24 protein-coding genes are annotated in these 20,892 nt (G+C 72.7%); 12 read left to right on the forward strand and 12 right to left on the reverse strand.

The window, feature by feature from the left end; all coding sequences use genetic code 11:
- Positions 1-8: 8 nt before the first annotated feature.
- Both EXE59_RS13215 and EXE59_RS13220 read right to left on the reverse strand, forming a co-directional pair.
- Positions 9-1,598 (reverse strand): MXAN_6640 family putative metalloprotease, encoded by a 1,590-nt coding sequence (locus EXE59_RS13215; RefSeq protein WP_135839319.1) that lies wholly within the window; start codon positions 1,596-1,598, stop codon positions 9-11.
- An 80-nt stretch (positions 1,599-1,678) separates the two neighbouring features.
- Entirely contained in the window at positions 1,679-2,074 is a 396-nt protein-coding gene (locus EXE59_RS13220) for an FAD synthase family protein (protein WP_135839320.1), read from the reverse strand.
- A gap of 37 nt (positions 2,075-2,111) precedes the next feature.
- Between EXE59_RS13220 and EXE59_RS13225 the strand changes: the two genes are divergently transcribed.
- Positions 2,112-3,398 (forward strand): DUF445 domain-containing protein, encoded by a 1,287-nt coding sequence (locus EXE59_RS13225; RefSeq protein ID WP_135839321.1) that lies wholly within the window; start codon positions 2,112-2,114, stop codon positions 3,396-3,398.
- On the opposite strand, the gene EXE59_RS13230 is transcribed toward EXE59_RS13225, so the two are convergent.
- Positions 3,399-4,601 (reverse strand): phospholipase D-like domain-containing protein, encoded by a 1,203-nt coding sequence (locus EXE59_RS13230; protein ID WP_135839322.1) that lies wholly within the window; start codon positions 4,599-4,601, stop codon positions 3,399-3,401.
- A 19-nt stretch (positions 4,602-4,620) separates the two neighbouring features.
- Here EXE59_RS13230 and EXE59_RS13235 point away from each other — a divergent pair, with 19 nt between their 5' ends.
- On the forward strand, positions 4,621-4,875 hold the full coding sequence (locus EXE59_RS13235; RefSeq protein WP_397190678.1) for an RNA-binding S4 domain-containing protein: 255 nt from the start codon (positions 4,621-4,623) through the stop codon (positions 4,873-4,875).
- Between the two features lie 60 nt (positions 4,876-4,935).
- Here EXE59_RS13235 and EXE59_RS13240 read toward each other — a convergent pair whose 3' ends face one another.
- Both EXE59_RS13240 and EXE59_RS13245 read right to left on the reverse strand, forming a co-directional pair.
- Positions 4,936-5,757, reverse strand: coding sequence for an ABC transporter permease (locus EXE59_RS13240; RefSeq protein ID WP_135839323.1), 822 nt, complete (start codon positions 5,755-5,757; stop codon positions 4,936-4,938).
- Positions 5,754-6,650, reverse strand: coding sequence for an ABC transporter ATP-binding protein (locus EXE59_RS13245; protein ID WP_135839324.1), 897 nt, complete (start codon positions 6,648-6,650; stop codon positions 5,754-5,756). The genes EXE59_RS13240 and EXE59_RS13245 overlap by 4 nt, the downstream gene beginning before the upstream one ends.
- Before the next feature lie 141 nt (positions 6,651-6,791).
- Here EXE59_RS13245 and EXE59_RS13250 point away from each other — a divergent pair, with 141 nt between their 5' ends.
- Positions 6,792-7,967: a sensor histidine kinase gene (locus EXE59_RS13250; protein ID WP_135839325.1), complete on the forward strand. Its 1,176-nt coding sequence runs from the start codon at positions 6,792-6,794 to the stop codon at positions 7,965-7,967.
- The gene (locus EXE59_RS13255; protein WP_281280313.1) at positions 7,964-8,656 is read left to right on the forward strand and encodes a response regulator transcription factor; all 693 of its coding nucleotides are present in this window, start codon (positions 7,964-7,966) and stop codon (positions 8,654-8,656) included. Before EXE59_RS13250 ends, EXE59_RS13255 begins: the two co-directional genes overlap by 4 nt.
- A gap of 19 nt (positions 8,657-8,675) precedes the next feature.
- On the opposite strand, the gene EXE59_RS13260 is transcribed toward EXE59_RS13255, so the two are convergent.
- The 3 genes from EXE59_RS13260 to EXE59_RS13270 all read right to left on the reverse strand — a co-directional run bounded on the left by EXE59_RS13260 (position 8,676) and on the right by EXE59_RS13270 (position 10,473).
- On the reverse strand, positions 8,676-9,017 hold the full coding sequence (locus tag EXE59_RS13260; protein WP_135841292.1) for an FKBP-type peptidyl-prolyl cis-trans isomerase: 342 nt from the start codon (positions 9,015-9,017) through the stop codon (positions 8,676-8,678).
- 53 nt (positions 9,018-9,070) lie between these two features.
- Entirely contained in the window at positions 9,071-9,502 is a 432-nt protein-coding gene (locus tag EXE59_RS13265; RefSeq protein ID WP_135839326.1) for a CBS domain-containing protein, read from the reverse strand.
- A gap of 80 nt (positions 9,503-9,582) precedes the next feature.
- Positions 9,583-10,473, reverse strand: a complete 891-nt coding sequence (locus EXE59_RS13270) for an inositol monophosphatase family protein (RefSeq protein ID WP_135839327.1) — start codon at positions 10,471-10,473, stop codon at positions 9,583-9,585.
- A gap of 41 nt (positions 10,474-10,514) precedes the next feature.
- Between EXE59_RS13270 and EXE59_RS13275 the strand changes: the two genes are divergently transcribed.
- The gene (locus EXE59_RS13275) at positions 10,515-10,976 is read left to right on the forward strand and encodes a DUF2231 domain-containing protein (protein ID WP_135839328.1); all 462 of its coding nucleotides are present in this window, start codon (positions 10,515-10,517) and stop codon (positions 10,974-10,976) included.
- A gap of 12 nt (positions 10,977-10,988) precedes the next feature.
- Here the strand turns inward: EXE59_RS13275 and rsgA are convergent, their stop codons facing one another.
- From rsgA to EXE59_RS24845, 4 genes are all read right to left on the reverse strand, one after another.
- Positions 10,989-12,008, reverse strand: a complete 1,020-nt coding sequence (gene rsgA / locus EXE59_RS13280) for a ribosome small subunit-dependent GTPase A (RefSeq protein ID WP_135839329.1) — start codon at positions 12,006-12,008, stop codon at positions 10,989-10,991.
- Entirely contained in the window at positions 12,005-13,285 is a 1,281-nt protein-coding gene (gene aroA / locus EXE59_RS24160; RefSeq protein WP_135839330.1) for a 3-phosphoshikimate 1-carboxyvinyltransferase, read from the reverse strand. The genes rsgA and aroA overlap by 4 nt, the downstream gene beginning before the upstream one ends.
- 18 nt (positions 13,286-13,303) lie before the next feature.
- Positions 13,304-13,834 carry a DoxX family membrane protein gene (locus EXE59_RS13290; protein WP_135839331.1) on the reverse strand — a complete coding sequence of 177 codons (531 nt, stop codon included), beginning with the start codon at positions 13,832-13,834 and terminating at the stop codon, positions 13,304-13,306.
- Between the two features lie 74 nt (positions 13,835-13,908).
- On the reverse strand, positions 13,909-15,594 hold the full coding sequence (locus EXE59_RS24845; RefSeq protein WP_135839332.1) for a sigma-70 family RNA polymerase sigma factor: 1,686 nt from the start codon (positions 15,592-15,594) through the stop codon (positions 13,909-13,911).
- Between the two features lie 230 nt (positions 15,595-15,824).
- Here EXE59_RS24845 and EXE59_RS13300 point away from each other — a divergent pair, with 230 nt between their 5' ends.
- The 7 genes from EXE59_RS13300 (at position 15,825) to EXE59_RS13325 (ending at position 20,855) form a co-directional block, all read left to right on the forward strand.
- Positions 15,825-16,523, forward strand: a complete 699-nt coding sequence (locus EXE59_RS13300) for a hypothetical protein (RefSeq protein WP_135839333.1) — start codon at positions 15,825-15,827, stop codon at positions 16,521-16,523.
- Positions 16,524-16,559: 36 nt separating this feature from the next.
- The gene (locus EXE59_RS13305) at positions 16,560-17,330 is read left to right on the forward strand and encodes an SOS response-associated peptidase (protein WP_135839334.1); all 771 of its coding nucleotides are present in this window, start codon (positions 16,560-16,562) and stop codon (positions 17,328-17,330) included.
- Entirely contained in the window at positions 17,327-17,989 is a 663-nt protein-coding gene (locus EXE59_RS13310; RefSeq protein ID WP_135839335.1) for an alpha/beta hydrolase family protein, read from the forward strand. Before EXE59_RS13305 ends, EXE59_RS13310 begins: the two co-directional genes overlap by 4 nt.
- An 87-nt stretch (positions 17,990-18,076) precedes the next feature.
- Positions 18,077-18,709: a sigma-70 family RNA polymerase sigma factor gene (locus tag EXE59_RS13315; RefSeq protein WP_425464539.1), complete on the forward strand. Its 633-nt coding sequence runs from the start codon at positions 18,077-18,079 to the stop codon at positions 18,707-18,709.
- A complete protein-coding gene (gene rsrA / locus EXE59_RS13320) occupies positions 18,706-18,978 on the forward strand; it encodes a mycothiol system anti-sigma-R factor (RefSeq protein ID WP_135839337.1) in 273 nt (90 codons plus the stop codon). Before EXE59_RS13315 ends, rsrA begins: the two co-directional genes overlap by 4 nt.
- A gap of 77 nt (positions 18,979-19,055) precedes the next feature.
- Positions 19,056-19,130, forward strand: a complete 75-nt coding sequence (locus tag EXE59_RS25095; protein WP_369759046.1) for a 50S ribosomal protein bL37 — start codon at positions 19,056-19,058, stop codon at positions 19,128-19,130.
- Between the two features lie 186 nt (positions 19,131-19,316).
- A complete protein-coding gene (locus tag EXE59_RS13325; protein WP_135839338.1) occupies positions 19,317-20,855 on the forward strand; it encodes an HNH endonuclease signature motif containing protein in 1,539 nt (512 codons plus the stop codon).
- Positions 20,856-20,892: the final 37 nt, after the last annotated feature.

Raw genomic sequence — 20,892 nt, forward strand, 5'->3', positions numbered from 1 at the left:
CATCACGATCAACCCCGCGTGACGCGGGCCTTCACGGAGAAGCGGGCCCGGTCGTCGAGCGGCTTGCCGCCGCAGGCCAGCACGGTGTCGCGGTTGCAGCGGTAGCGCGTGGAGCCGTTGACGAGCGTCACGGACACGGCGCCGACCCGGCGGCTGTCGAAGGCCACCTTCTTGTGACCGTCGCCGGCGCGGTTGAGGCGCACGGTCTTGACCTGCTGCTTGCCGTTGAGGAGGTGGACGACCACCACCGCGCGGGGCGAGGTGCGCTTGGCCGGGCCGCGGACCTGCAGGGCCAGCTTCCACTTCTTGCCGGACAGTCGCGCGTCGGGACCGTAGACGTAGGACGCGGAGGACAGGTGGTTGACCCTGGCGCCGAACCGCTTGGTGCGCTTGCGCTTGCTCAGCACCTTGGCGCCGCGGACCTTGGGGTTGGGGTACTCGACACCCTCGGGGAAGTTGACGGCCGGGGTCAGGTTGCCGGCGGTGAAGCGGGCGTAGTTCTTCCCGAAGCCGCCCTTGTTGCGCAGCACCTTCTGCAGGGCGGCCAGGCTGTACTTCCCGCCGTCGCGCTTGAGGGAGCCGGCCTTCTTCCAGGTCTTGAGCACGAGGCGGTTGCCGTAGCGCGAGGTGAGGTACTCCCAGAAGACCCAGTTGCCGTACTGGAAGCCGTTGGTGCGGCTGAACGCGTCGAGCGGCACCTGCGCGGCGTAGATCTGGCTGACGGGGAGGTACTGGCGGTTGTCGTTGACGTGGGTCGCGATCCGCTCCTCCATCCAGGTCGCCGTCGACTCCATCATCCACGGGTCCTCGGCGTAGTCGTAGGCGTACTGGACGGCGTGGAAGAACTCGTGGCCGGCAGTCACGACGAGGTTGTCCGCGGGCGTGTTGTTGGGGAACTGGCTGGTCGCGAAGTCGTTGTCGAGGACGCAGTAGCCCGAGGCGGTGCGCTTCTTGGAGCGGCGCTCGCCGGCGCAGAAGCCGTAGAGGGAACCACCGAGGTCCTTGAGGTAGACGTCGAACTGCGAGCCGCCGCCGCGGGAGCCGTCCCGCACGGGAGCGCGGTAGCCCATGCCGTCGACGATGGTGGTCCACACGGAGTCCATCACGGCGAGGTTCTGGGCCGGCCAGTCCGGCGACGGCGGTGCGTCGGTCCCGGTCGGGACGTAGTGGACGCACAGGCGGGTGTTGCACAGCGGCGGGGCCTCTGCCACGGAGTAGCCGAACCCCTGGGGGTCGCTGACCCCGTCGGTCGGGCGGGCGAGCATCGCGTCGGCCTGGCGGCGCTCGGCACCCCGCAGCCGGGACTTCTGCATCCAGAGGTCGCGCAGCACGAGGGTCGCCGACGGGTCGCCCGGGCGGGCGTTGCCCGCGAGCACGCGGCGAGCCGTGCTCAGCATCTCGGACGCCGTGGGGTCCAGCTGCTCCTCGAGCACCGGCAGCGGCGCCTCGGGGGTGAGGCCGAGCAGGTCGCCGGGATCGACGACCCCGGCCGAGCCCGGCAGGCCGGGACGGTCCTCGTCGGCAGCGACGGCCGGTGCGGTGAGCGCCGCCCCGCCCACCAGTGCGATGGTCATGGCGGTCGTGACGAATCTGCGCATGGTTCCCCTCGTTGCTGTCATGTCCGTGCCGACCCTAACCCGGTGGGGTGACAGCCCCGGGGTCCGAGACCGCCGGCCGGTCACAGGTCGGCGATGTGCTCGATGATCGCGGTGGTGGAGATCGCAGGCGTGCGCTCGAGGTAGACGACCTCGCACACGTCGGAGAACTCGTCGAACTTGCCGGCCCAGTCGTCGCCCATCACGAGGACGTCCGCCCGGTGCTCGACGATGTAGTCGCGCTTCTGCTCCAGGCTCTCCTCGACGAAGACCGCGTCGACGACCTTGAGGGCGCCGACGATGGCGAGCCGCTCGCGCTGGCTGAAGATCGGCGCCCGGCCCTTCTTGCGCTCGTTGAGGGCGTCGGCGGAGACGCCGACGACCAGCCGGTCACCCAGCTCGGCGGCGCGCTCGAGGACGCGCAGGTGTCCGACATGGAACACGTCGAACGTGCCGAAGGTGATCACGGTGCGAGGCATGCGCGGCATTCTGGCACGGTCGGGGAGGATGGTCCGCATGCCCACCACGGCCGTACCGAGGCAACCCGCCCTCCCGCTCATCACGCCGGATCCGGACGCCGACGAGGCGCGCCGGCGCGGCCTGCGGCAGATGCGTACGGTGGCGGTCGGCCTGCTGCTGCTCGCCGCCTGCGTGTACGTCGCCACGCTTGGCCGCGACGGGTTCTGGGGCTTCGTCAACGCGGGCGCCGAGGCGTCGATGGTCGGCGCGATCGCGGACTGGTTCGCCGTCACTGCGCTCTTCAAGCACCCGCTGGGACTGCCGATCCCGCACACCGCGCTGGTCCCCAAGCGCAAGGACGAGCTGGGCAGGGGCCTCGAGGAGTTCGTCGGGGAGAACTTCCTCCAGGAGGACATCATCCGCGAGCGGGTGGCGGCCGCGACGATCTCGGCACGGGTCGGGGACTGGCTCTCCGACCCGGCCCACGCCCGGCGCGTGGTCGACGAGGTCGCCGAGGTGGCGGTGATCGCTCTGGGCAAGGTCCGCGACGACCACGTCGCCGACCTGGTCACGCAGGCGCTGGTGCCGCGCTTCCGTGAGGAGCCGATCTCCCCGCTGCTGGGCACGACGCTGATGGAGGTGCTGCGCGACGACCTCCACCGCGGGCTGGTGGACCTCGCGGTGGACGAGCTGCACAGCTGGGTGCTGGAGAACCCGGAGACCTTCTCCCGGGTGCTGGAGGAGCGCGCGCCGTGGTGGGCGCCGCCCAAGCTCAACGACGCGGTCACCTCCCGGCTGCACGTCCAGGCGCTCGCGTGGCTCGAGGACATCCGCGACGACCCGCACCACCGGGCCCGCGAGGCGCTCGACTCGATGCTGGGCCAGCTCGCCCACGACCTGATCAACGACGAGGAGACCCAGCGGCGCACCGAGGGGCTCAAGGAGCGCCTGCTCGACCACCCGCAGGTGGTGACCACGGCGATCTCGCTCTGGAAGGCGATGCGCTCGGCCCTGCTCGGCTCGATCCGCGACCCCCAGGGCGCGGTGCGCCGGCGGCTGCTCGAGGAGCTGGGCGCGTTCGCCGACCGACTGCGCGAGGACGCCGCGCTGCGTGAGCGCCTCGACCGGATGGCCGCCGACCTCACCGTCTTCGCCGTCGAGCGCTACGGCGCCGAGCTCACGACCGTGATCACCCACACCATCGAGCGCTGGGACGGCAAGGAGGCGGCCCGGCGCATCGAGCTGCACGTCGGCCGCGACCTCCAGTTCATCCGGATCAACGGCACGATCGTCGGCGGGCTGGTGGGCGTGGTGATCCACGCGGTGAGCTTGGCGGTGCACTGATCAGCGGCGGCAGGGCTTCATCACCGGCATGACCCGCGACCGGCTCTGCCACGCGCGGGCGTACGCGTCGTCGAAGTGCGCGAGGTACTGGTCGTGCAGCCAGCGGTTGCCGACGATGCGCAGCATCACCTCGTCGTTGTAGAGCAGCCCGCCGCACGTGGTGTTGGACGTCCCCGTCACGACCAGGTGGGTGGCCCGGCCGCGGAACCGCGCGCGGGCCACCAGCATCTTGTCGTGGGTCAGCACCGTGCGGACCATCCGGTCCGGGACGTCACCGGCGCGCAAGGGCTGCTGGAGCCAGTTCTCCACGGTGTCGCGCGAGGTCACGATCCGCACCCGGCAGCCCGACCGGGACAGGCGGGCGAGCTGGTCGCGCACGTCGGCGCGCTGGATCACCGCGAACATCGCCGAGACGTCGCGGGCGCCGCGACGGCAGCTGAGGTCGCGCAGCGTGGACAGGAGCAGGTCGCTTCGGTTGGGGTAGACCGCGGCGGTGGTGCCGCCGCTGCTCCAGGTCTTGCGACGGTCGTCCCACCGCTGCCCGTCCACCTTCACGCTCTGGGCCTGGAGGCGGCTGAAGTAGTCGACGCCGAACTGGTAGAGGCCGGGGTCGTCGAGCTTGATCAGCGAGTTGTACTGCCGGTACTGCCGGTCCTCGAGGTTGGCCGAGGACGTGATGAACGACTGCACCCCGCCGATCTCGGTGACGTAGAACTTGAGGTGCTGCACATCCTGGCTGTCCGGGTACGGGCCCGGTGCCCGCCAGGGCAGGCAGGCGCCCTTGCAGATCGTGACGTTGGTGCGCGCGGGGTCCTGCTCCTCGAGCGTCCGGATGAGCCGGCGGCCCTGCCGGTTGAGCCGCAGGTCGTCGTCGCCGACGAGCAGCACGGTGGCGCCGCGGCGCTGGGCGGCGAGGACGGCGTCGGTCGGGGGCTTGATGTCCCACCGGAACATGGCGATCCGGATCGTGTCCCCGGGGCCTGCGCTGTCGAAGAGCCGACTGGGACGGTCGAGGACGGTCGGGTCGCCGGGGCGGGTCGGGGGCGAGGTGAAGCAGACCTCGGCACCGGCCTCGGCCCAGCACCCGGACCTCCCGGGCGGCTTCTGCGAGGCGATCTCGGCCCCCGCCGGGGTGCCGAGGGCGAGCAGCGGCGCCAGCAGGGCGAGCATCGCGACGGACCGGGACCAGCGAGGGAGGCGCACGGACGCCTACCCTAGAGAAGTGCCGCAGACCAGTGAACCCATCGACGTCCCGATCCGCGACGAGTCGATCCGGCTGGGCCAGTTCCTCAAGCTCGCCAACCTCGTCGAGTCCGGCGCCGAGGCCAAGCCGGTGATCGCCGACGGCGCCGTACGGGTCAACGACGAGGTCGAGACGCGAAGGGGCCGCCAGCTCGTCCCCGGTGACGTGGTCACGCTGGGCGGGCTGGCGGCCCGGGTCGCCACCGGGGAGGTCGAGATCGACGTCCCGTGGTGAGCCGGCCGGTGGGATCAGCCGTGACTCGGTGGCGACGGGGTGGGGTGAAGCGCCCCCCGGCTACTTCACCTCACGATGCAGGACGCGGTAGGTCCCGACCGTCAGCGGCAGCAGCACCCAGACCGCGCTCGCCGTGGCGAGCTGCGCCCAGTCCCGACCGGCCATGTCGCCCGCGAAGAGCGGCTGGGTCACCAGGTCGAGGTTGAGCCACCTGCCGGCCTCTTCGAGGGACGAGACGGCCATGGTGGCGATCGACCAGATGGTCGGCAGGACGAGCACCGAGACGATCGCGACCGGAGTGTTGAGGAACAGCAGTCCGAAGGCCACGCCCTGCAGGACGTAGATCAGCAGGGCCAGGAGGAGGCCGCCGCCGATCGCGGCGGTGACGTCCCACTCGCCGGTGCCGCCGACGAGGTTCGCCACGGCCGACGCGACCACCGCGGCAACCAGCACGACGACGGCGAGGACGAGGGCGGCCAGTGCCTTGGCCAGCACGACACGCCCGCGGCGGGGCTCGAGCACGAAGGTGACCAGCCCGGTGCGCTGCGACCACTCGGCCGTCGCGGCCATGATGCCGATGATCGGCAGCAGCATCGCCAGGGGCAGCGTGGCGAGCTCGAGCAGGCCGCGGAACGACGCGTCCTCCGCAGGACCCCAGATCACGAAGCCGGCCAGGACGAGGACGGCGACGGCGGCCATCACGATGACCATCCAGCGACCGGCGCGGGTGTCGACCATCTTGCGCAGCTCGGCCTGGAACGTACGGCCGAACGGCACTCCCGGCCGCCCGGCCAGGGCGGTGGCGGTGGGTGCGTCGGTGGTGCCTCCTCCGACAGCGGGGGCCGGGGACAGGGTGGTGCCGGTGCTCGTCTCGGTGCTCATGCGGCGTCTCCTTCGCGGGACGTGGCGGCCGTGAGGCCGAGGAACATCTCTTCGAGGCCCTCCGAGCCGCCGGAGCGCAGCTCGAGGAGGACGACGGACTCGCGGGCGGCGATCTCGCCGACCACGCGGGCCTCGGCGTCGACGACGAGCCCCGAGCCGGTGCGGGAGACCGGCACGTCGGCGGCCTCCAGGAGGTGGGCGAGGCGGGCGTCGTCGGTGGACTGGACGGTCGTGCCGCCGCGAGCGAGCAGCTCGTCCTTGCTGCCCATCGCGACGATCCGGCCGCGACCGATCATGACGAGGTCGTCGGCGACGATCTGCACCTCGTGGAGCAGGTGGCTGGAGAGCAGCACGGTGCCGCCGCCGTCGGCGAAGCGCCGCAGCAGCCCGCGCATCCAGTGGATGCCCTGCGGGTCGAGACCGTTGGCGGGCTCGTCGAGGACCAGCACCTGCGGCTCGCCGAGCAGGGCGGCGGCGATGCCGAGGCGCTGGCGCATGCCGAGGGAGTAGTTGCGCACCCGGCGTCCGGCCTCCTCGTCGGTCAGGCCGACGAGCGTGAGCACCTCCTCGACGCGGGCCTTGCCGACGCCGACGGACACCGCCGCCACGCGCAGCACCTCGCGGCCGGTGCGGCCGGGGTGCTGGGCCGAGGCGTCGAGCATGACGCCCACGTGGCGGCCGGGGTTGTGGAGCTCGCGGTAGGTCTGGCCGAGGATCGTGGCCCGGCCGGAGGTGGGGGGCGTGAGCCCGGTCATCATCCGCATCGCGGTGGACTTGCCGGCACCGTTGGGTCCCAGGAAGCCGACCACGCTTCCCGGACGCACCTGGAACGAGATGTCGTCCACGGCGGTGAACCCGCCGTAGCGCTTGGTGAGGTTCTCGACTGTGATCATGGCTCCACCCTCTGCGTGGGGAGGGGTCGCCCGCATCGGGCGCAGGGCTTCGCGGGGTCCGACCGCGGTATCGATCTCCGGCACGCGGGCGACACCTTGGTCGGACGCGACGTGCCCCTCCGGGCCCCTAGTCTCTGGTCCATGCCCGAGACGCGCGCGAGGACGGGCCGGCTCGCAACGGCCTGGCGCTACTCACTGGCGGTGGCCATCAGCGCCTTCGTGTGGGGAGCGCCGCTCATCGGCGCGACGGAGCGGACGCCCGACGCCGCGCTCATGTGGTTCCTCTACGGCGACCCCCTGCTGGGCCTGCTGTCGTTCGTCCTCGTGCGGTGGCGGCACCGGCACCCGGCGCTCGTGGCGATCGCCCTGAACGCCTTCGGCTGCGTCTCCGCGTCCAGCGCCGGTCCGGCCTCGTGGGTGATCGGCTCGCTCGCGTCGCGCCGACGCTGGCGGCTGCTGGCGGTGGTGGGACCACTGGGTGTCCTGTCCGGCGTCGTGCAGGAGCGGGTGGGGATCTCCGAGGACACCCTGCCGCTGTGGGTCTCGCTGGCCTTCGGCGCGCTCGTCACGGGGATCCTGGTCGCCACCGGCTACGCGATGGGCTCCCAGCGCCAGCTGGTCGACTCCTACCGTGAGCGCGCCCTCACCGCCGAGCGCGAGCAGCTGGCACGCGTGGCCCAGGCCCAGGCCGCCGAGCGGACCCGGATCGCGCGGGAGATGCACGACGTGCTGGCCCACCGGATCTCGCTCGTCGCGATGCACGCAGGCGCGCTCGGCTACCGCACCGACCTGACCGCGCAGGAGCAGGCGAGCGCCGCGAAGTCGATCGAGGAGAACGCGCACCGCGCCCTGTCGGACCTGCGCGCCGTGCTCGGGGTGCTGCGCGACCCGCTCCAGCCCGTCGACGCCGCTCCCGAGCGGCCCCAGCCGGGGATCGACGACGTCGCGGGCCTGGTCGCCGAGGAGGCCGCCGGCGGGATGCGCGTACGGCTGTCGAGCCGCGTCGAGGGCGACGTGCCGACGGCCACGGGCCGCACGGCCTACAGGATCGTCCAGGAGGCACTGACCAACGTGCGCAAGCACGCCCCCGGCACGGCCGTCACCGTGGACCTCGCCGGCACCCCCGACGACGGGCTCGTGATCGGGGTGCGCAACGCCGCCCCGGTCGGGCCGCGCCCCACGCCGGCGCTGCCCGCCTCGGGGCTCGGGCTGCTCGGCCTCGCGGAGCGGGCCGCCCTCGCAGGCGGCCGGATCAGCCACGGCGGAGATCCCACCGGCGGGTACGTCGTCCGGGCGTGGATACCGTGGGACTCGTGACGCCAGGCAGCAGCGACGTGCCCGTACGGCTGGCAGTCGTCGACGACGACCCGATGGTGCGGGCGGCGCTCGGCATGATGCTCGGCGGCGACTCGGGCATCACGGTCGTCGCCGAGGCCGGCGACGGCGAGGAGGCACTGCGCGTCGTGCCCGCCGCCGGCGTGGACGTCGTGCTGATGGACATCCGGATGCCGGTGCGCGACGGCCTCAGCGCGACCGAGGCGCTGCTGGCCGCCGACCCGGACCTCAAGGTCATCGTCCTGACGACCTTCGACACCGACGACATGGTGCTGCGCGCGCTGCGGACCGGTGCGGCGGGCTTCCTGCTCAAGGACACCCCGCCGGCGCGGCTCGTCCAGGCGATCCGGGCGGTGGCGGCGGGGGAGCCGATGCTGTCGCCCAGCGTCACGGCCCAGCTGATCGCCGCCGTCACCCGCACCGACGCGACCGCCGGGGCGTACGACGTCGAGAGCCGGGTGGCGGCGGCCCGCGCCGCCCTCACCACGCTCACCGAGCGGGAGCGCGACGTCGCGGACGGGGTCGCCCGCGGGCTGAGCAACGCCGACATCGCCGCCGAGCTCTACATGGGCGTGCCGACGGTCAAGACGCACGTCGGACGGCTCTTCGCCAAGCTGGGCGTCGAGAACCGGGTGCAGGTCGCGATCCTGGTCCACGACGCCCAGGGCTAGGCGTCCGTGCAGTGGGGGGTCAGCGGACCTCGAGCAGGTCCACCACGAAGATCAGCGTCTCGCCCGGCTTGATCACGCCGCCGGCCCCGCGGTCGCCGTAGCCGAGGTGCGGCGGGATGACGAGGCGGCGACGGCCGCCGACCTTCATGCCCTGCACGCCGGTGTCCCAGCCGGAGATGACCTGGCCGATGCCGAGGCGGAACTGCAGCGGCGTGCCGCGGTTGTAGGACGCGTCGAACTCCTCGCCCGTGGAGTGGGCGACGCCGACGTAGTGGACCGACACCGTCGAGCCGGACGTGGCCTCGGTGCCCTCGCCCTCGACGAGGTCGGTGACCTCCAGGTCGGTGGGGGCCTCGCCCATGTGGGGGTCGACGTCAGGCTTGTCAGTCACTTCGGTGCTCCGATCAGTTGCTGTCAGGTCTGGTGCACGTAGTGGTCGAGCTGGTCGCGCTCGAACTCGAGCTCGCCGATCCGGTTCTTGACCACGTCACCGATGGAGATGATGCCGGTCAGCCGTCCGTCGGCCACCACCGGCACGTGCCGGATGCGGTGCTCGGTCATCGTCTGCATGAGGTCGGTCAGCGCGTCGTCGCCCGCGCAGGTGCGCACGTCGGCGGTCATGATCGAGCGCACGGGGCTGTCGAGGACACCCGTGTCGGCATGCAGCCGGCGTACGACGTCGCGCTCGCTCACGATCCCGGTGACCCGCTCGCCGTCCTCGCTCACCACCAGCGCGCCGACGTTGTGCTCGGCCAGCAGGGCCACGAGCTCGCGCACGGTGGCCTCGGGGTCGATGGTCACGACCTCCTGGCTGCCCTTGCCCCGGATGACGTCCTTGATCCTCATGGCCTCCGCCTCTCGTCGCGCACGGAAAAGACTGGAGGCTCACCGTAGCCAAGCCGCGGCGTGAGGGACAGGGTCGAAGGTCAGTCGAGGACCGGAGGTGCCTGGCGCTCGCGCAGGTTGCTGACCGAGCCAGGTCCGCGCCGCGGCACGTCCGGGTCGGTGTCGTCGTCGTCGAGCGCGCCGAGGAAGGACAGCGCGGCCTCGTGGAGGTGTCCGTTGGACGCCAGCGCGTTGCCGCCCCACGGTCCGTCGGTGCCGTCGAGGGAGGTGAACCTGCCGCCCGCCTCGCGCACGATGACGTCGAGCGCCGCCATGTCGTAGAGCTCGAGCTCGGGCTCGGCCGCGATGTCCACCGCGCCCTCGGCGAGGAGCATGTAGGACCAGAAGTCGCCATAGGCGCGGGTCCGCCAGCAGCGCCGCGACAGCGACACGAAGTCGTCGAGGCGGCCGCGCTCGTCCCAGCCCGACAGCGAGGAGTAGCTCAGCGACGCGTCCTCGAGCCGGCGTACGTCCGACACCTCGCACTTCGTCGCCTTGAGCAGGGAGCGGCCGGTCCAGGCGCCGTTGCCGACCGACGCCCACCACCGGCGCTGCAGCTGCGGGGCCGACACGACGCCCAGGACGACCTCGTCGTCGACGGCGAGGGCGATCAACGTGGCCCACACCGGCACGCCGCGCACGTAGTTCTTCGTGCCGTCGATCGGGTCCACGATCCAGCGGCGCTGGCTGTGCCCCGTGGTGCCCTGCTCCTCGCCGACCACGGCGTCACGCGAGCGGACCCGCGAGAGGGTGCGGCGGATGCCCTCCTCGACGGCCCTGTCGGCGTCGGTGACCGGGGTCAGGTCGGGCTTGCTCATGACGTGCAGGTCGAGGGACTTGAAGCGGGCCTGCGTGAGGGAGTCCGCGTCGTCGGCGAGGACGTGCGCCAGCCGCAGGTCGTCGGTGTGGTCGTTGGAGCCGGTGATGGGCATGTCCACAGGCTATTCCCAGCATCGCGCCCTACTGTGCACGCATGGAACTCAACGGTGTGCCGCTCCACCCGCTCATCGTGCACGCGGTCGTGGTCCTCGGGCCGCTGGCCGCGCTGACCGGCCTGGTGTACGCCGCCGTGCCGCGGTGGCGCTGGCTGCTGCGGTGGCCGCTGGTGGTCCTCGCCGTGGTGACGGCCGTGACCGCGCTCGGCGCCGTCGCCGCGGGCGAGGACCTGCTGGCGTCGCGTCCCGAGCTCGCGCCGATCGTCGAGGACCATCAGGAGGCGGGCGAGATGCTCCGCAACGTGGCGCTCGGCTACGCCGTGCTCTCCGGGCTCGCCGCCTGGGCGCTCGGCGGGGCGTCCGCGCTGGCCTCCGGGCGGGGCGCGCGGGAGACCCGGCTCGGCATCCCGGTGGCGCTCCTGCTCGCCGCCGGCGCCGTGGCGCTGCTGGTCACCGTCTACCTCGCCGGCGACTCCGGGGCCCGGGCCGTCTGGGGCTGACGAGCACGGCTGCTACCAGTCGCTCGAGGCCTCGCGCGCCGCGAGCAGCCGGCGGAACGACTCCACCCGGTCGGCGTCGGCCTCTCCGGCCTCGACCGCCTCGTCGAGGCCGCACTCCGGCTCGTCGGTGCCATGGGTGCACCCGCGCGGGCAGGTCTCGGTCATCTCGTCGAGGTCGGGGAACGCCTCGATCAGGTTCTCCGGCTGCACGTGCGCGAGCCCGAACGAGCGGATGCCGGGGGTGTCGATGATCCAGCCGTCGCCCCGTCCGTCGTCGCCTGGCAGCTCGAGGAGGTACGCGCTCGTGGAGGTGTGGCGCCCACGCCCGGTGACGGCGTTGACGATGCCGACCTCGCGGTGCGCGTCGGGGATCAGGGCGTTGACGAGGGTGGACTTGCCGACGCCGCTGTGGCCCACGAGCACGCTCGTCCGGCCGCGCAGCCGGTCCTTCAGCTCGGTCAGGTCGCCGGCGCCCTCGCCCTTGAGCTGGGTGACCACCCACGGGACGCCCAGCGACCGGTAGGTCGAGAGCAGCACCTCGGGATCGGCCAGGTCGGCCTTGGTGAGGCACAGCAGCGGCGACATGCCGGCGTCGTACGCCGCCACCAGCGCGCGGTCGATCAGCCGCGGGCGGGGCTCGGGGTCGGCCAGCGCGGTGACCACGACCAGCTGGTCGGCGTTGGACACGATCACCCGCTCGACCGGGTCGTCGTCGTCGGCGGTGCGGCGCAGGGTCGTGCTGCGCGGGACCACCTCCACGATGCGGGCCAGTGATCCGTCGGCACCGCTCGTGTCGCCGACCACGCGCACGTGGTCGCCCGTGACGACGCCCTTGCGACCCAGGGGCCGCGACTTCATCGCCATCACCCGGCGCCCGTCGACGAGGAGGGTGAAGCGACCGCGGTCCACGGTCATCACCCGGCCCTCGACCGCGTCGTCGTAGGTCGGACGGTCCTTGGTGCGGGGCCGGGTCCGGCGGCGGGGTCGCTCGTAGTGCTCGTGGTCGTGCTCGGAGTAGCGACCCGTCGTCACGCAGACGCTCCCTGCACCGCGCGACTCCAGGCACCGGCGAAGTCGGGGAACGTCTTCGACGTCGTCGCGATGTCCTCGACGAGCACGTCGTCGACGGCCAGGCCGAGGATGACCCCGGCGTGTGCCATCCGGTGGTCGGCGTAGGTGCGGAAGGTTCCGCCACGCAGGGTCGCGGGCCGGATCGACAGCCCGTCCTCGCGCTCGGTGACGTCGGCGCCGAGCCTGCCGAGCTCGGTGGCGAGCGCGGTGATCCGGTCGGTCTCGTGCCCGCGGATGTGCGCCACCCCGCGCAGGTGGGAGGGGGAGTCGGCCAGCGCACAGAGCGCGGCGACCGCCGGGGTCAGCTCGCCGACGTCGTGCAGGTCGAGGTCGACTCCGTGGAGGCGCTCGGGACCGACGACGGTGAGGTCGCCCTCCGTCAGGCTCACCTCGCACCCCATCAACGTGAGGATCTCGCGCAGCTCGTCGCCGGGCTGGGTGGTCGACGAGGGCCAGTCGGTCACGGTGACCCGGCCGCCGGTCGCGGCGCCGAGCGCGAGGAAGGGCGCGGCGTTGGACAGGTCGGGCTCGATGTCGTGGTCGAGGGCCTTCACCGCGCCGGGTGCGACGGCCCACCGGTTGGCGTCGGCGTCGTCGACCTCCACGCCGTGCTGGCGCAGCATCTGGACGGTCATCTCGATGTGGGGGAGCGACGGCACCGGCTTGCCCACGTGGCGCACGTCGACCCCGTGCTCGTAGCGCGCGCCCGCGAGCAGCAGTGCCGAGACGAACTGCGAGGAGGCGCTGGCGTCGATGGTGACGGTGCCGCCGGGGACCGTCCCGGAGCCGTGCACGGCGAAGGGCAGGGCGCCGCGTCCGCCGTCGTCGATGCGTACGCCGAGGGCACCGAGGGCGGCCAGCATGGGGCCGACGGGCCGCAGCCGCATGTGGGGGTCGCCGTCGAACCGCACGATCCCGCGGGCGAGGCCGACCACGGGCGGCACGAAGCGCATCACGGTGCCGGCGAGGCCGCAGTCGACGTCGGCGTCACGGTCCCAGGGGCCGGGGGTGACGACCCAGTCGCCGTCCTCCGTGTCCTCGACCCCGGTGCCCAGCGACGTCAGCGCGGCGGCCATGAGCAGCGTGTCGCGCGAGCGCAGCGGGCGGCGTACGACGCTGGGACCGTCGGCGATCGCGGCGAGCACGAGCGCACGGTTGGTCAGCGACTTGCTCCCGGGCAGCGACACCCGCCGGTCGACGGGGTCGTGGGGGCGTGGGGCCGGCCAGAGGTCACTCACCCGCGCACCCTATCGAGGTCAGGTGAGCTGGGCCCTGGCCAACTTCGCCTCGCGGCGTGCGTCCTTGGCGACCTGCCGTGCCTCGCGTCGTACGTCGGCGGCCGCGCGGCGGGCGCGCCACGCCAGGCCGGGGCGGCCCTCGGTGTCGACGGCGGCGAGGAGGAGGCCGCCCATGATCGAGGTGTTCTTGAAGAACTGGAGCTTCTGCGCGGCCTTCGCGTCGGCGTCGGCCTCGTCCCAGAACGCGTGGCCGGCCAGTGTCGTGGGCACCAACGACGCCGCCAGCACGGTCGCGCTGAGGCGCGGGGCGCGGCCGGTGGCGAGGGCCGCGGCGGCGAGGATCTGCGCGCCCGCGTTGATCCGGACGAGCGTGGCGGGGTCGGTCGGGATGGGGGCCTTCGGCACGGCCTGCTGGGCGGCAGGGACGAACCGGTCGGTCACCTTCTTGGCCTTGGCGGCGTGGCCCTCGGTGTTGCGCAGGGCATTGACGCCGCCGGCGACGAAGATCGTGGCCAGCATCGGACGGGCGAGCAACCGGGTGATCGTCATGCGCCCCTGTCTACACGATGCGCGGGAGGCACGCTCCGTCCGCAGGGGTGCGTCAGGAGCTCGCCCCTTGCCGGTCAGCCCAGGACGGCGCGCCAGGTGTTGTTGCCCGCGTCGGCGTCGCTGCCGGACGGGGAGAGGGTCGCGGTGACGTTGCCGCCCTGCGGGGCCACGACCTCGACGGCCACCGTGGTGTCCGCGGCGACCTGGCACGTGGCGACCGTCCTGACCACGGTGCAGCGGGCGTCGCCGCTGCGGACGACGACGCTGTCGCCGGCGGCCTCGATGCGCACCTGCGCGGTCACTCCGGTGGCGAGGCCGGCCACGCGGACCACCACGTCGTACGTCGGTCGCGCGCCGCCGACGCTGCCGGTCACCGAGGCGTCGGGCGGCACCGGGGTCGGGGTGGGGGTCGGGGTGGGTGTCGGGGTGGGTGTCGGCGTGGGTGTCGGGGTGGGCGTGGGTGTCGGGGTCTGGGTCGGGGTCTGGGTCGGGGTCTGCGTGGGCGTCTGCGTGGGCGTCTGGGTCGGGTCGTCGGTGGGGTCGTCGGTCGGGTCGTCGGTCGGGTCGTCGGTCGGGTCGTCGGTCGGGTCGTCGGTGGGGTCGCCGGTGGGATCGTCGGTGGGGTCCGACGCCTGGGTCTGGTCCGAGGTCGAGGTGGAGCCCGGGGTCGGGTCCGTGTCGCCCGGCGGCAGCACGACGGCGGGTGGGGTGCTGCGCTCCCGGCCGGAGGACGTCGAGCCGGGTCCGTCGGTCGTCGAGGAGCCGTCCGACGAGGAGTCGGTCGCCGCGGAGAAGGGCGACCTGTCGGTCACCGACGCCGTCGTGTCCGGCCCGCGCATCCCGAGCGCGATGCCTCCGGCGACGACGACGGTGCTGACGGCCACGCCGGCCACCGCGGCCGTGGCGGCGTTGCCGGCGACGAGGTCGCGGACCCGTCCGAGCACCAGGCCGACACCCACCGGCACCCCGCCCGAGACAGCCGCGCTGCCGACGTAGGCGCTCGCGACGCCTCCGAGCAGCAGGGGAGCGAGGAGGGCGCCGAGGTTGGAGTTGACCTCGGTGAGCTCGAGGTAGATCGCCATGCAGGAGCGGCACTCGCCGAGGTGGTGCTCGACCTTGGTGGCGTCGCGCCGCGAGACGGCCTCGCGGACGTACGCGCCGAGCTGACCGTGCGTCCAGCGGCAGTCGTCCTCCTCGAGCTCGGCGACGTGCTGGGTCAGGAAGGCCTGGCGCAGCCCCTCACGGGCGCGGTACGCCAGCGCCGAGACGGAGTTGGCGCTCATCCCGAGCATCGGCGCGATGTCGGCGGGCTTGTCGCCCTCGACCTCGGTGTGCCACAGGACCAGCTGCCAGCGCTCGGGGAGGCTGGCGAACGCCCGCGCGGCTGCGGCGCTCTCGAAGCCCTCGACGGCCGTGTCGCGGAACGGGACGCCGGGGTCGAAGGCCTCCATGTCGTCCGTGGTGTGCAGCTTGGCCCCGGCGCGGAAGCGGTCGACCTGCAGGCGGCGTACGGAGGTGAGCAGGTAGGCGCGGAAGGCGAGGTCCGGACCACCACCGCGCTGCAGCACGCCGAGGACCTTGACGAAGGCCTCCGAGACGAGGTCCTCCGCGTCACCCGCGGGGACGAGCTGCCGGGCGAGCCTGCGGGCGGCCTCGACGTGACGCTCGAAGAGCGTGCCGTAGGCGTCGATGTCCCCGCCGCGCACCGCCGAGATCAGCTCGGCGTCGCTCGGTGCCTCGACGCTGGTGGCCACGCTCATGGTCCGACGCTCCCCAGGAACCTCTCCTGGCGCTGTTGCCAGGCGTCTTGACTGTAGCCCGCAGCGCGCGGCAACGGGCCGGGAAGCAAAGAATCCGGATTTCCTGGTCTGGTCCGCGTCATGCACCGGGGTGTGGGCCGTCACACCTGTGGAGCATGACTGAGAAGAGGGGGGCTGCCGTGAAGATCTTCGCCACACGCGGGCGTCGACTCACGGATGCCGATCCTGGGATGAGCGAGCCGCAGCACACCGTCGAGCGGTCGGGGTTGCCGCACCGGTTCCACGCTGTCGGGGAGGCGCTCATCTCAGGATCGGACGTCATGGGGGCATGCTCCGTCGCGGGCGAGGAGCTCGCCCGCGACGGAGCGTCCGTCGAGGAGGCCCTCGCCGGCCTGCGTGACACGTGCCGCACCGCCACCGGCGCCGACCCGACGTACGACGTTGTGTCCGCGATGCTCACTGCGTGGAGCGAGACCACGCTCGGCTACCTCCACCAGCTCAGCTGCGAGGACCCGCTCACCGGGTTGTCCAGCCAGGCGCACCTGCGCAGCCGGCTGGGCGAGATCTACCGGCTCGGCGGTGCCGGCGTGCCCGGGGGCGTCGACGACTATGCGCTGGTCGTGTTCGCGATGCCGCCGAGCGACCCCTCCGAGGAGCCGGGGGACCACTTCACCCGGGCGATGCGACTGGCCCGCGCCGGCGAGCTCGCCCGCACGGCGTTCGCCCGGGACGAGACCGTCGCCCGCCTCGGCCTGCACCGGGTGGGCATCCTGACCCGGCGCGACGATCGGCTGGGGCGGCGGGTGCAGGTGCTGCGCACGCTCCTCGGGGGCGCCGAGCCCGACGTGGTCGTCCGCGTCTGGATCGAGGGACTGCCCGGCACCGACGCGGTCGCGGGCATGGTGCTCGACGAGCTCGCTCGCGGCTGAGCCGACCTGTCGCCCGGCTCCCCTAGGGTGGCTCCTGTGTGTGGTCGCTACGCGTCGTCCCGGAGCTCGGAGGATCTCGTCGAGGAGTTCGAGGTCGTCGAGAGCCGCATCGCCGCGCCGCTGGCCGCCGACTACAACGTGGCGCCGACCAAGGAGGTCTACGCCGTCGTCGAGCGGCCACCCTCGCGGGAGTCCGACGAGCCGCCGCAGCGCCAGCTGCGGGTCCTCACGTGGGGGCTGGTCCCGTCGTGGGCCAAGGACCCGTCCATCGGCAACCGGATGATCAACGCGCGGATGGAGACCGTCGCGGAGAAGCCGGCCTACCGCAAGGCGTTCGCGACCCGACGCGCGCTGCTGCCCGCCGACGGCTACTTCGAGTGGTACCCCACCTCGAGGACCAACGCGAAGGGCAAGCCGGTCAAGCAGCCGTTCTTCATCCGGCCCAAGGACGGGGGAGTGCTTGCGATGGCGGGGCTCTACGAGATCTGGCGCGACCCGTCGAAGGCCGAGGACGACCCCGACCGCTTCCGCTGGACCTGCACCGTGCTGACCACCCAGGCCGAGGACTCGCTCGGCCACATCCACGACCGGATGCCGCTGATGGTCGAGCGCGAGCGCTGGCACGCGTGGCTCGACCCGACCACGCCGGGCGACACCTCGCTCCTGGTGCCCGCCGCGCCCGGCCGGCTCGAGGCGTACGCCGTGCCGATGCTGGTGAGCAACGTCCGCAACAACGGTCCCGAGCTCGTCGAGCCACTGCCCCTCGAGCCACTGCCCCTCGAGCCCCACGAGGAGGGCACCCCGTGAAGAAGGCGACGATCCGCTCCGTCGACACCCCCTACGGCGAGGGCCGGCTGCACACCCGCCGCTCGACGAGCCCGATCGCGACCCTCCTGCTCAGCCACGGCGCCGGAGGGGGCGTGGAGTCCCGCGACCTGTGGGCCCTGGCCGACGCGCTGCCGGCACAGGGTGTCTCCGTCGTCCTGTTCGAGCAGCCGTGGCGGGTGGCGGGCCGCAAGGTCGCGACCGCCCCGCCCACCCTCGACGCGGCGCTGCGCTGTGCCGCCGACGTGATGCGCGTACGCACCCCCCTTGTCGTCGGCGGGCGCTCCGCGGGGGCCCGCTCTGCTGCCCGTACGGCCCGGGCGCTCGGCGCGACGGGCTGCCTGGCGCTGTCGTTCCCGCTGCACCAGCCCGGCCGGACCGAGCCCTCGCGTCTGGACGAGCTGAAGGCGGTCGGCCTGCCGACCCTGCTCGTGCAGGGCGAGCGCGATCCGATGGGGCGCCCCGAGGAGTTCCCGGGCGACCAGGACGGGCTCGACGTCGTGGTGATCCCGGGCGGCGACCACGGCCTCAAGGTCCCGGCGCGGGGCGAGGTCACCCAGGCCGAGGCGATGGGCATCGTCGTCGAGTCGACGCTGGAGTGGCTGGTGCGCGAGGTCGTCGGGAATCCCCGGCGGGGGTGAGGTGTTGGGACCGGTGTGACTGCACTGACCCTCGATAGACCCACGGCGGTACTGTGGGAGGCGATGACCGAATCGCTCAGGGACGAGATGTCCACGCCCACCGAGATCTCCGTCGAGGACGAGACCTCGGACCAGCGCTCCGCGCGCTTCGAGCGCGACGCGCTGCCCTACCTCGACCAGCTCTACGGCGCGGCGATGCGGATGACCCGCAACCCCGCCGACGCCGAGGACCTGGTGCAGGAGACCTTCGCGAAGGCCTACAGCGCCTTCCACCAGTTCAAGCCGGGCACCAACCTCAAGGCCTGGCTCTACCGGATCCTCACCAACACCTACATCAACTCCTACCGCAAGAAGCAGCGCCAGCCGCAGCAGTCGATGTCCGAGGACGTCGAGGACTGGCAGCTCGCCCGCGCGGAGTCGCACTCCTCGACCGGCCTCCGGTCGGCGGAGATGGAGGCGCTCGAGCACCTTCCCGACTCGGAGGTCAAGGACGCGCTCCAGCGCCTGCCCGAGGAGTTCCGCCTCGCGGTCTACCTCGCCGACGTGGAGGGTTTCCCCTACAAGGAGATCGCCGAGATCATGGACACGCCGATCGGCACCGTGATGTCGCGCCTGCACCGCGGGCGCCGCCAGCTCCGCGACATGCTCGCCGACTACGTCCGGGCCAACGACCTCCTTCCCGCATCCACCGTCCCTGGCGCCGAGGGGGAGACGTCGTGAGCAGCCACGAGCACGGGAACGACGACTGCGTCGACTACATCGAGCGCATCGTCTACTTCATCGACAACGAGCTCGACCAGGCCGACTGCGCCGTTGTCGAGATGCACCTGCGCGAGTGCGGCCCCTGCCTCGAGCGCCACGACCTGCAGAAGGCCGTCAAGCAGCTCGTCGCCCGGTCCTGCTCGGAGTCGGCGCCGGAGTCGCTGCGCGACCGCGTACGCCTCCAGCTGCGCGAGGTGACCGTCCAGATCACCGAGGGCGGCTCCTGAGCCGCGACGCGACCCGATTCGCCGCTCCCGGGCGGATTTGAGACACTGCTCCGAGCACCGACTCCAGGAGGACCACCATGGGCAAGACCGGACGCAAGCGCCGCGCTCGCAAGAAGAAGGGCGCGAACCACGGCAAGCGCCCCAACGCCTGACGCGCACCCGCGACGTCATCTCGTAGAAGTCCCCGCCCCGGCGGGGACTTTTGCATGTCCGGGGGCCTCGCGCTTCGGTGGTCGAGCAGCCGACGATCATCGGGTACGTAGGTCTGTTCGAGAATACTTCTCCACAGCCCCGTTCTCGCAGGTCGGGGTGTCGGTGGGCTCTGGGAGACTGGACCCATGTCCACCACCGCTCCGGCCCCCGCCACCAGCCCCGTGCTGGATCGTGCGGTGCTGGATCGTGCGGTGCTGGATCGTGCGGTGGCGGCGATGACGGCGAAGCGTCGCGTGGAGGTCGAGGTGCTGGAGTCCGCGCTGGCGTGGGCGCACGCGCACGTCGTGTCCGACGAGGAGGTGGCGGCGGGGTGGCGTTCGGAGACGATCCACGCGCCGGGGTCGGCGGCGGCGTTGTTCGGGGAGCGTCCCCTGCCGATCGCGGGCGAGGGTGCCCCGCTGGTCGCGGAGTTCGCGGTGGTCGAGCTGTCGGGGGTGTTGGAGCAGTCCCACGAGGCCACGCTGGCGCTGCTGGGTGACGTGCTCGACCTGGCCCACCGCCTGCCACGGCTGTGGACGCTGGTGCGGTCGCTGGTCGTGCCGGTGCGGCTGGGGCGGGAGGCGGCGCGGGTCTCGCGCGACCTCGACCTGGTCGCGGCCGGTCACGCGGACCGGCTGCTGGTGTGGCAGCCGCGTCGGTTGAACCCGCACCGCATCGGGGTCCTGGTCCACGAGGCCCGCCTGTACGCGGACCCGGACCGGGCGATCGCCGACCACGACCACGCGCTGGAGTCTCGGCGGGTGGAGGTGCGCCACGAGCAGGGTGCACCGGGGGTGAGCGAGGTGTTCATGAGCCTCGACGTGGCTGATGCGGTCGCGTTCGACCACACCGTGTCGACCATGTCGACCACCATGCGAGCCCTGGGTCACCCCGGCGACCTCGGCGTCCGCCGCGCCCACGCGGTGGGGCTGCTCGCGGACCCGCAGCGGGCGCTCGACATCCTGGCCGCCGCGGATGTCGCGGACCCCGACCGTGACGTCGACCCCGACCGCGACGAGAGCGTGTGCGTGGCCGACGAAGCCGCCTACGCGACCCCGGACCCGTTCCGCCGACCCACCACCGACACCCCCTCGAAGATGTCAGGCCGGGCGGGTCGGTCGGGTGAGGTGCGGCTGGTGCTGCACCTCACCGACCGCGACCTCCTCGCCCACGGCATTGACTCCCAGACCGTTGATGCCTGTGGGGTGGCGCGCAGTGACGAGCTCGGCCCGATGCTGCTGGGCCGGCTCCAGACGTGGCTGCTCACCGCCGGCACAGTGACCATCCAGCCCGTCCTCGACCTCGACCCGGCAACGAGCCCGATGCCCGCGGTCGACCAGCACGACCCGCCCGCGCCGATGGCCGCCGCAGTCCGGCTCCGGGACGCCACCTGCGTGTTCCCCGGCTGCACCCGTCCCTCCGGGCGGGCCGACCTCGACCACATCGTCGAGTACGTCCCCCTCGACGAGGGCGGGCCACCCGGCCAGACGCACCCGGCCAACCTCGCGCCCCTGTGCCGCCGACACCACCGCGCCAAGACGTTCGGCGCCTTCACCTACCACCGCCGACCCGACGGCGCGTACGAGTGGACCCTGCCCTCCGGCAGGCGCATCCTCACCGACCCACCCCGCCCCCGACCGAGACCAGGACCGAGACCAGGACCAGAGCCACGGTCCAGACCCTGACCGCCCCGCACGCCCGACACCACCGGTGATCGGGCCA

The sequence above is a fragment of the Nocardioides eburneiflavus genome, assembly GCF_004785795.1.
Taxonomy (GTDB): Bacteria; Actinomycetota; Actinomycetes; order Propionibacteriales; family Nocardioidaceae; genus Nocardioides; species Nocardioides eburneiflavus.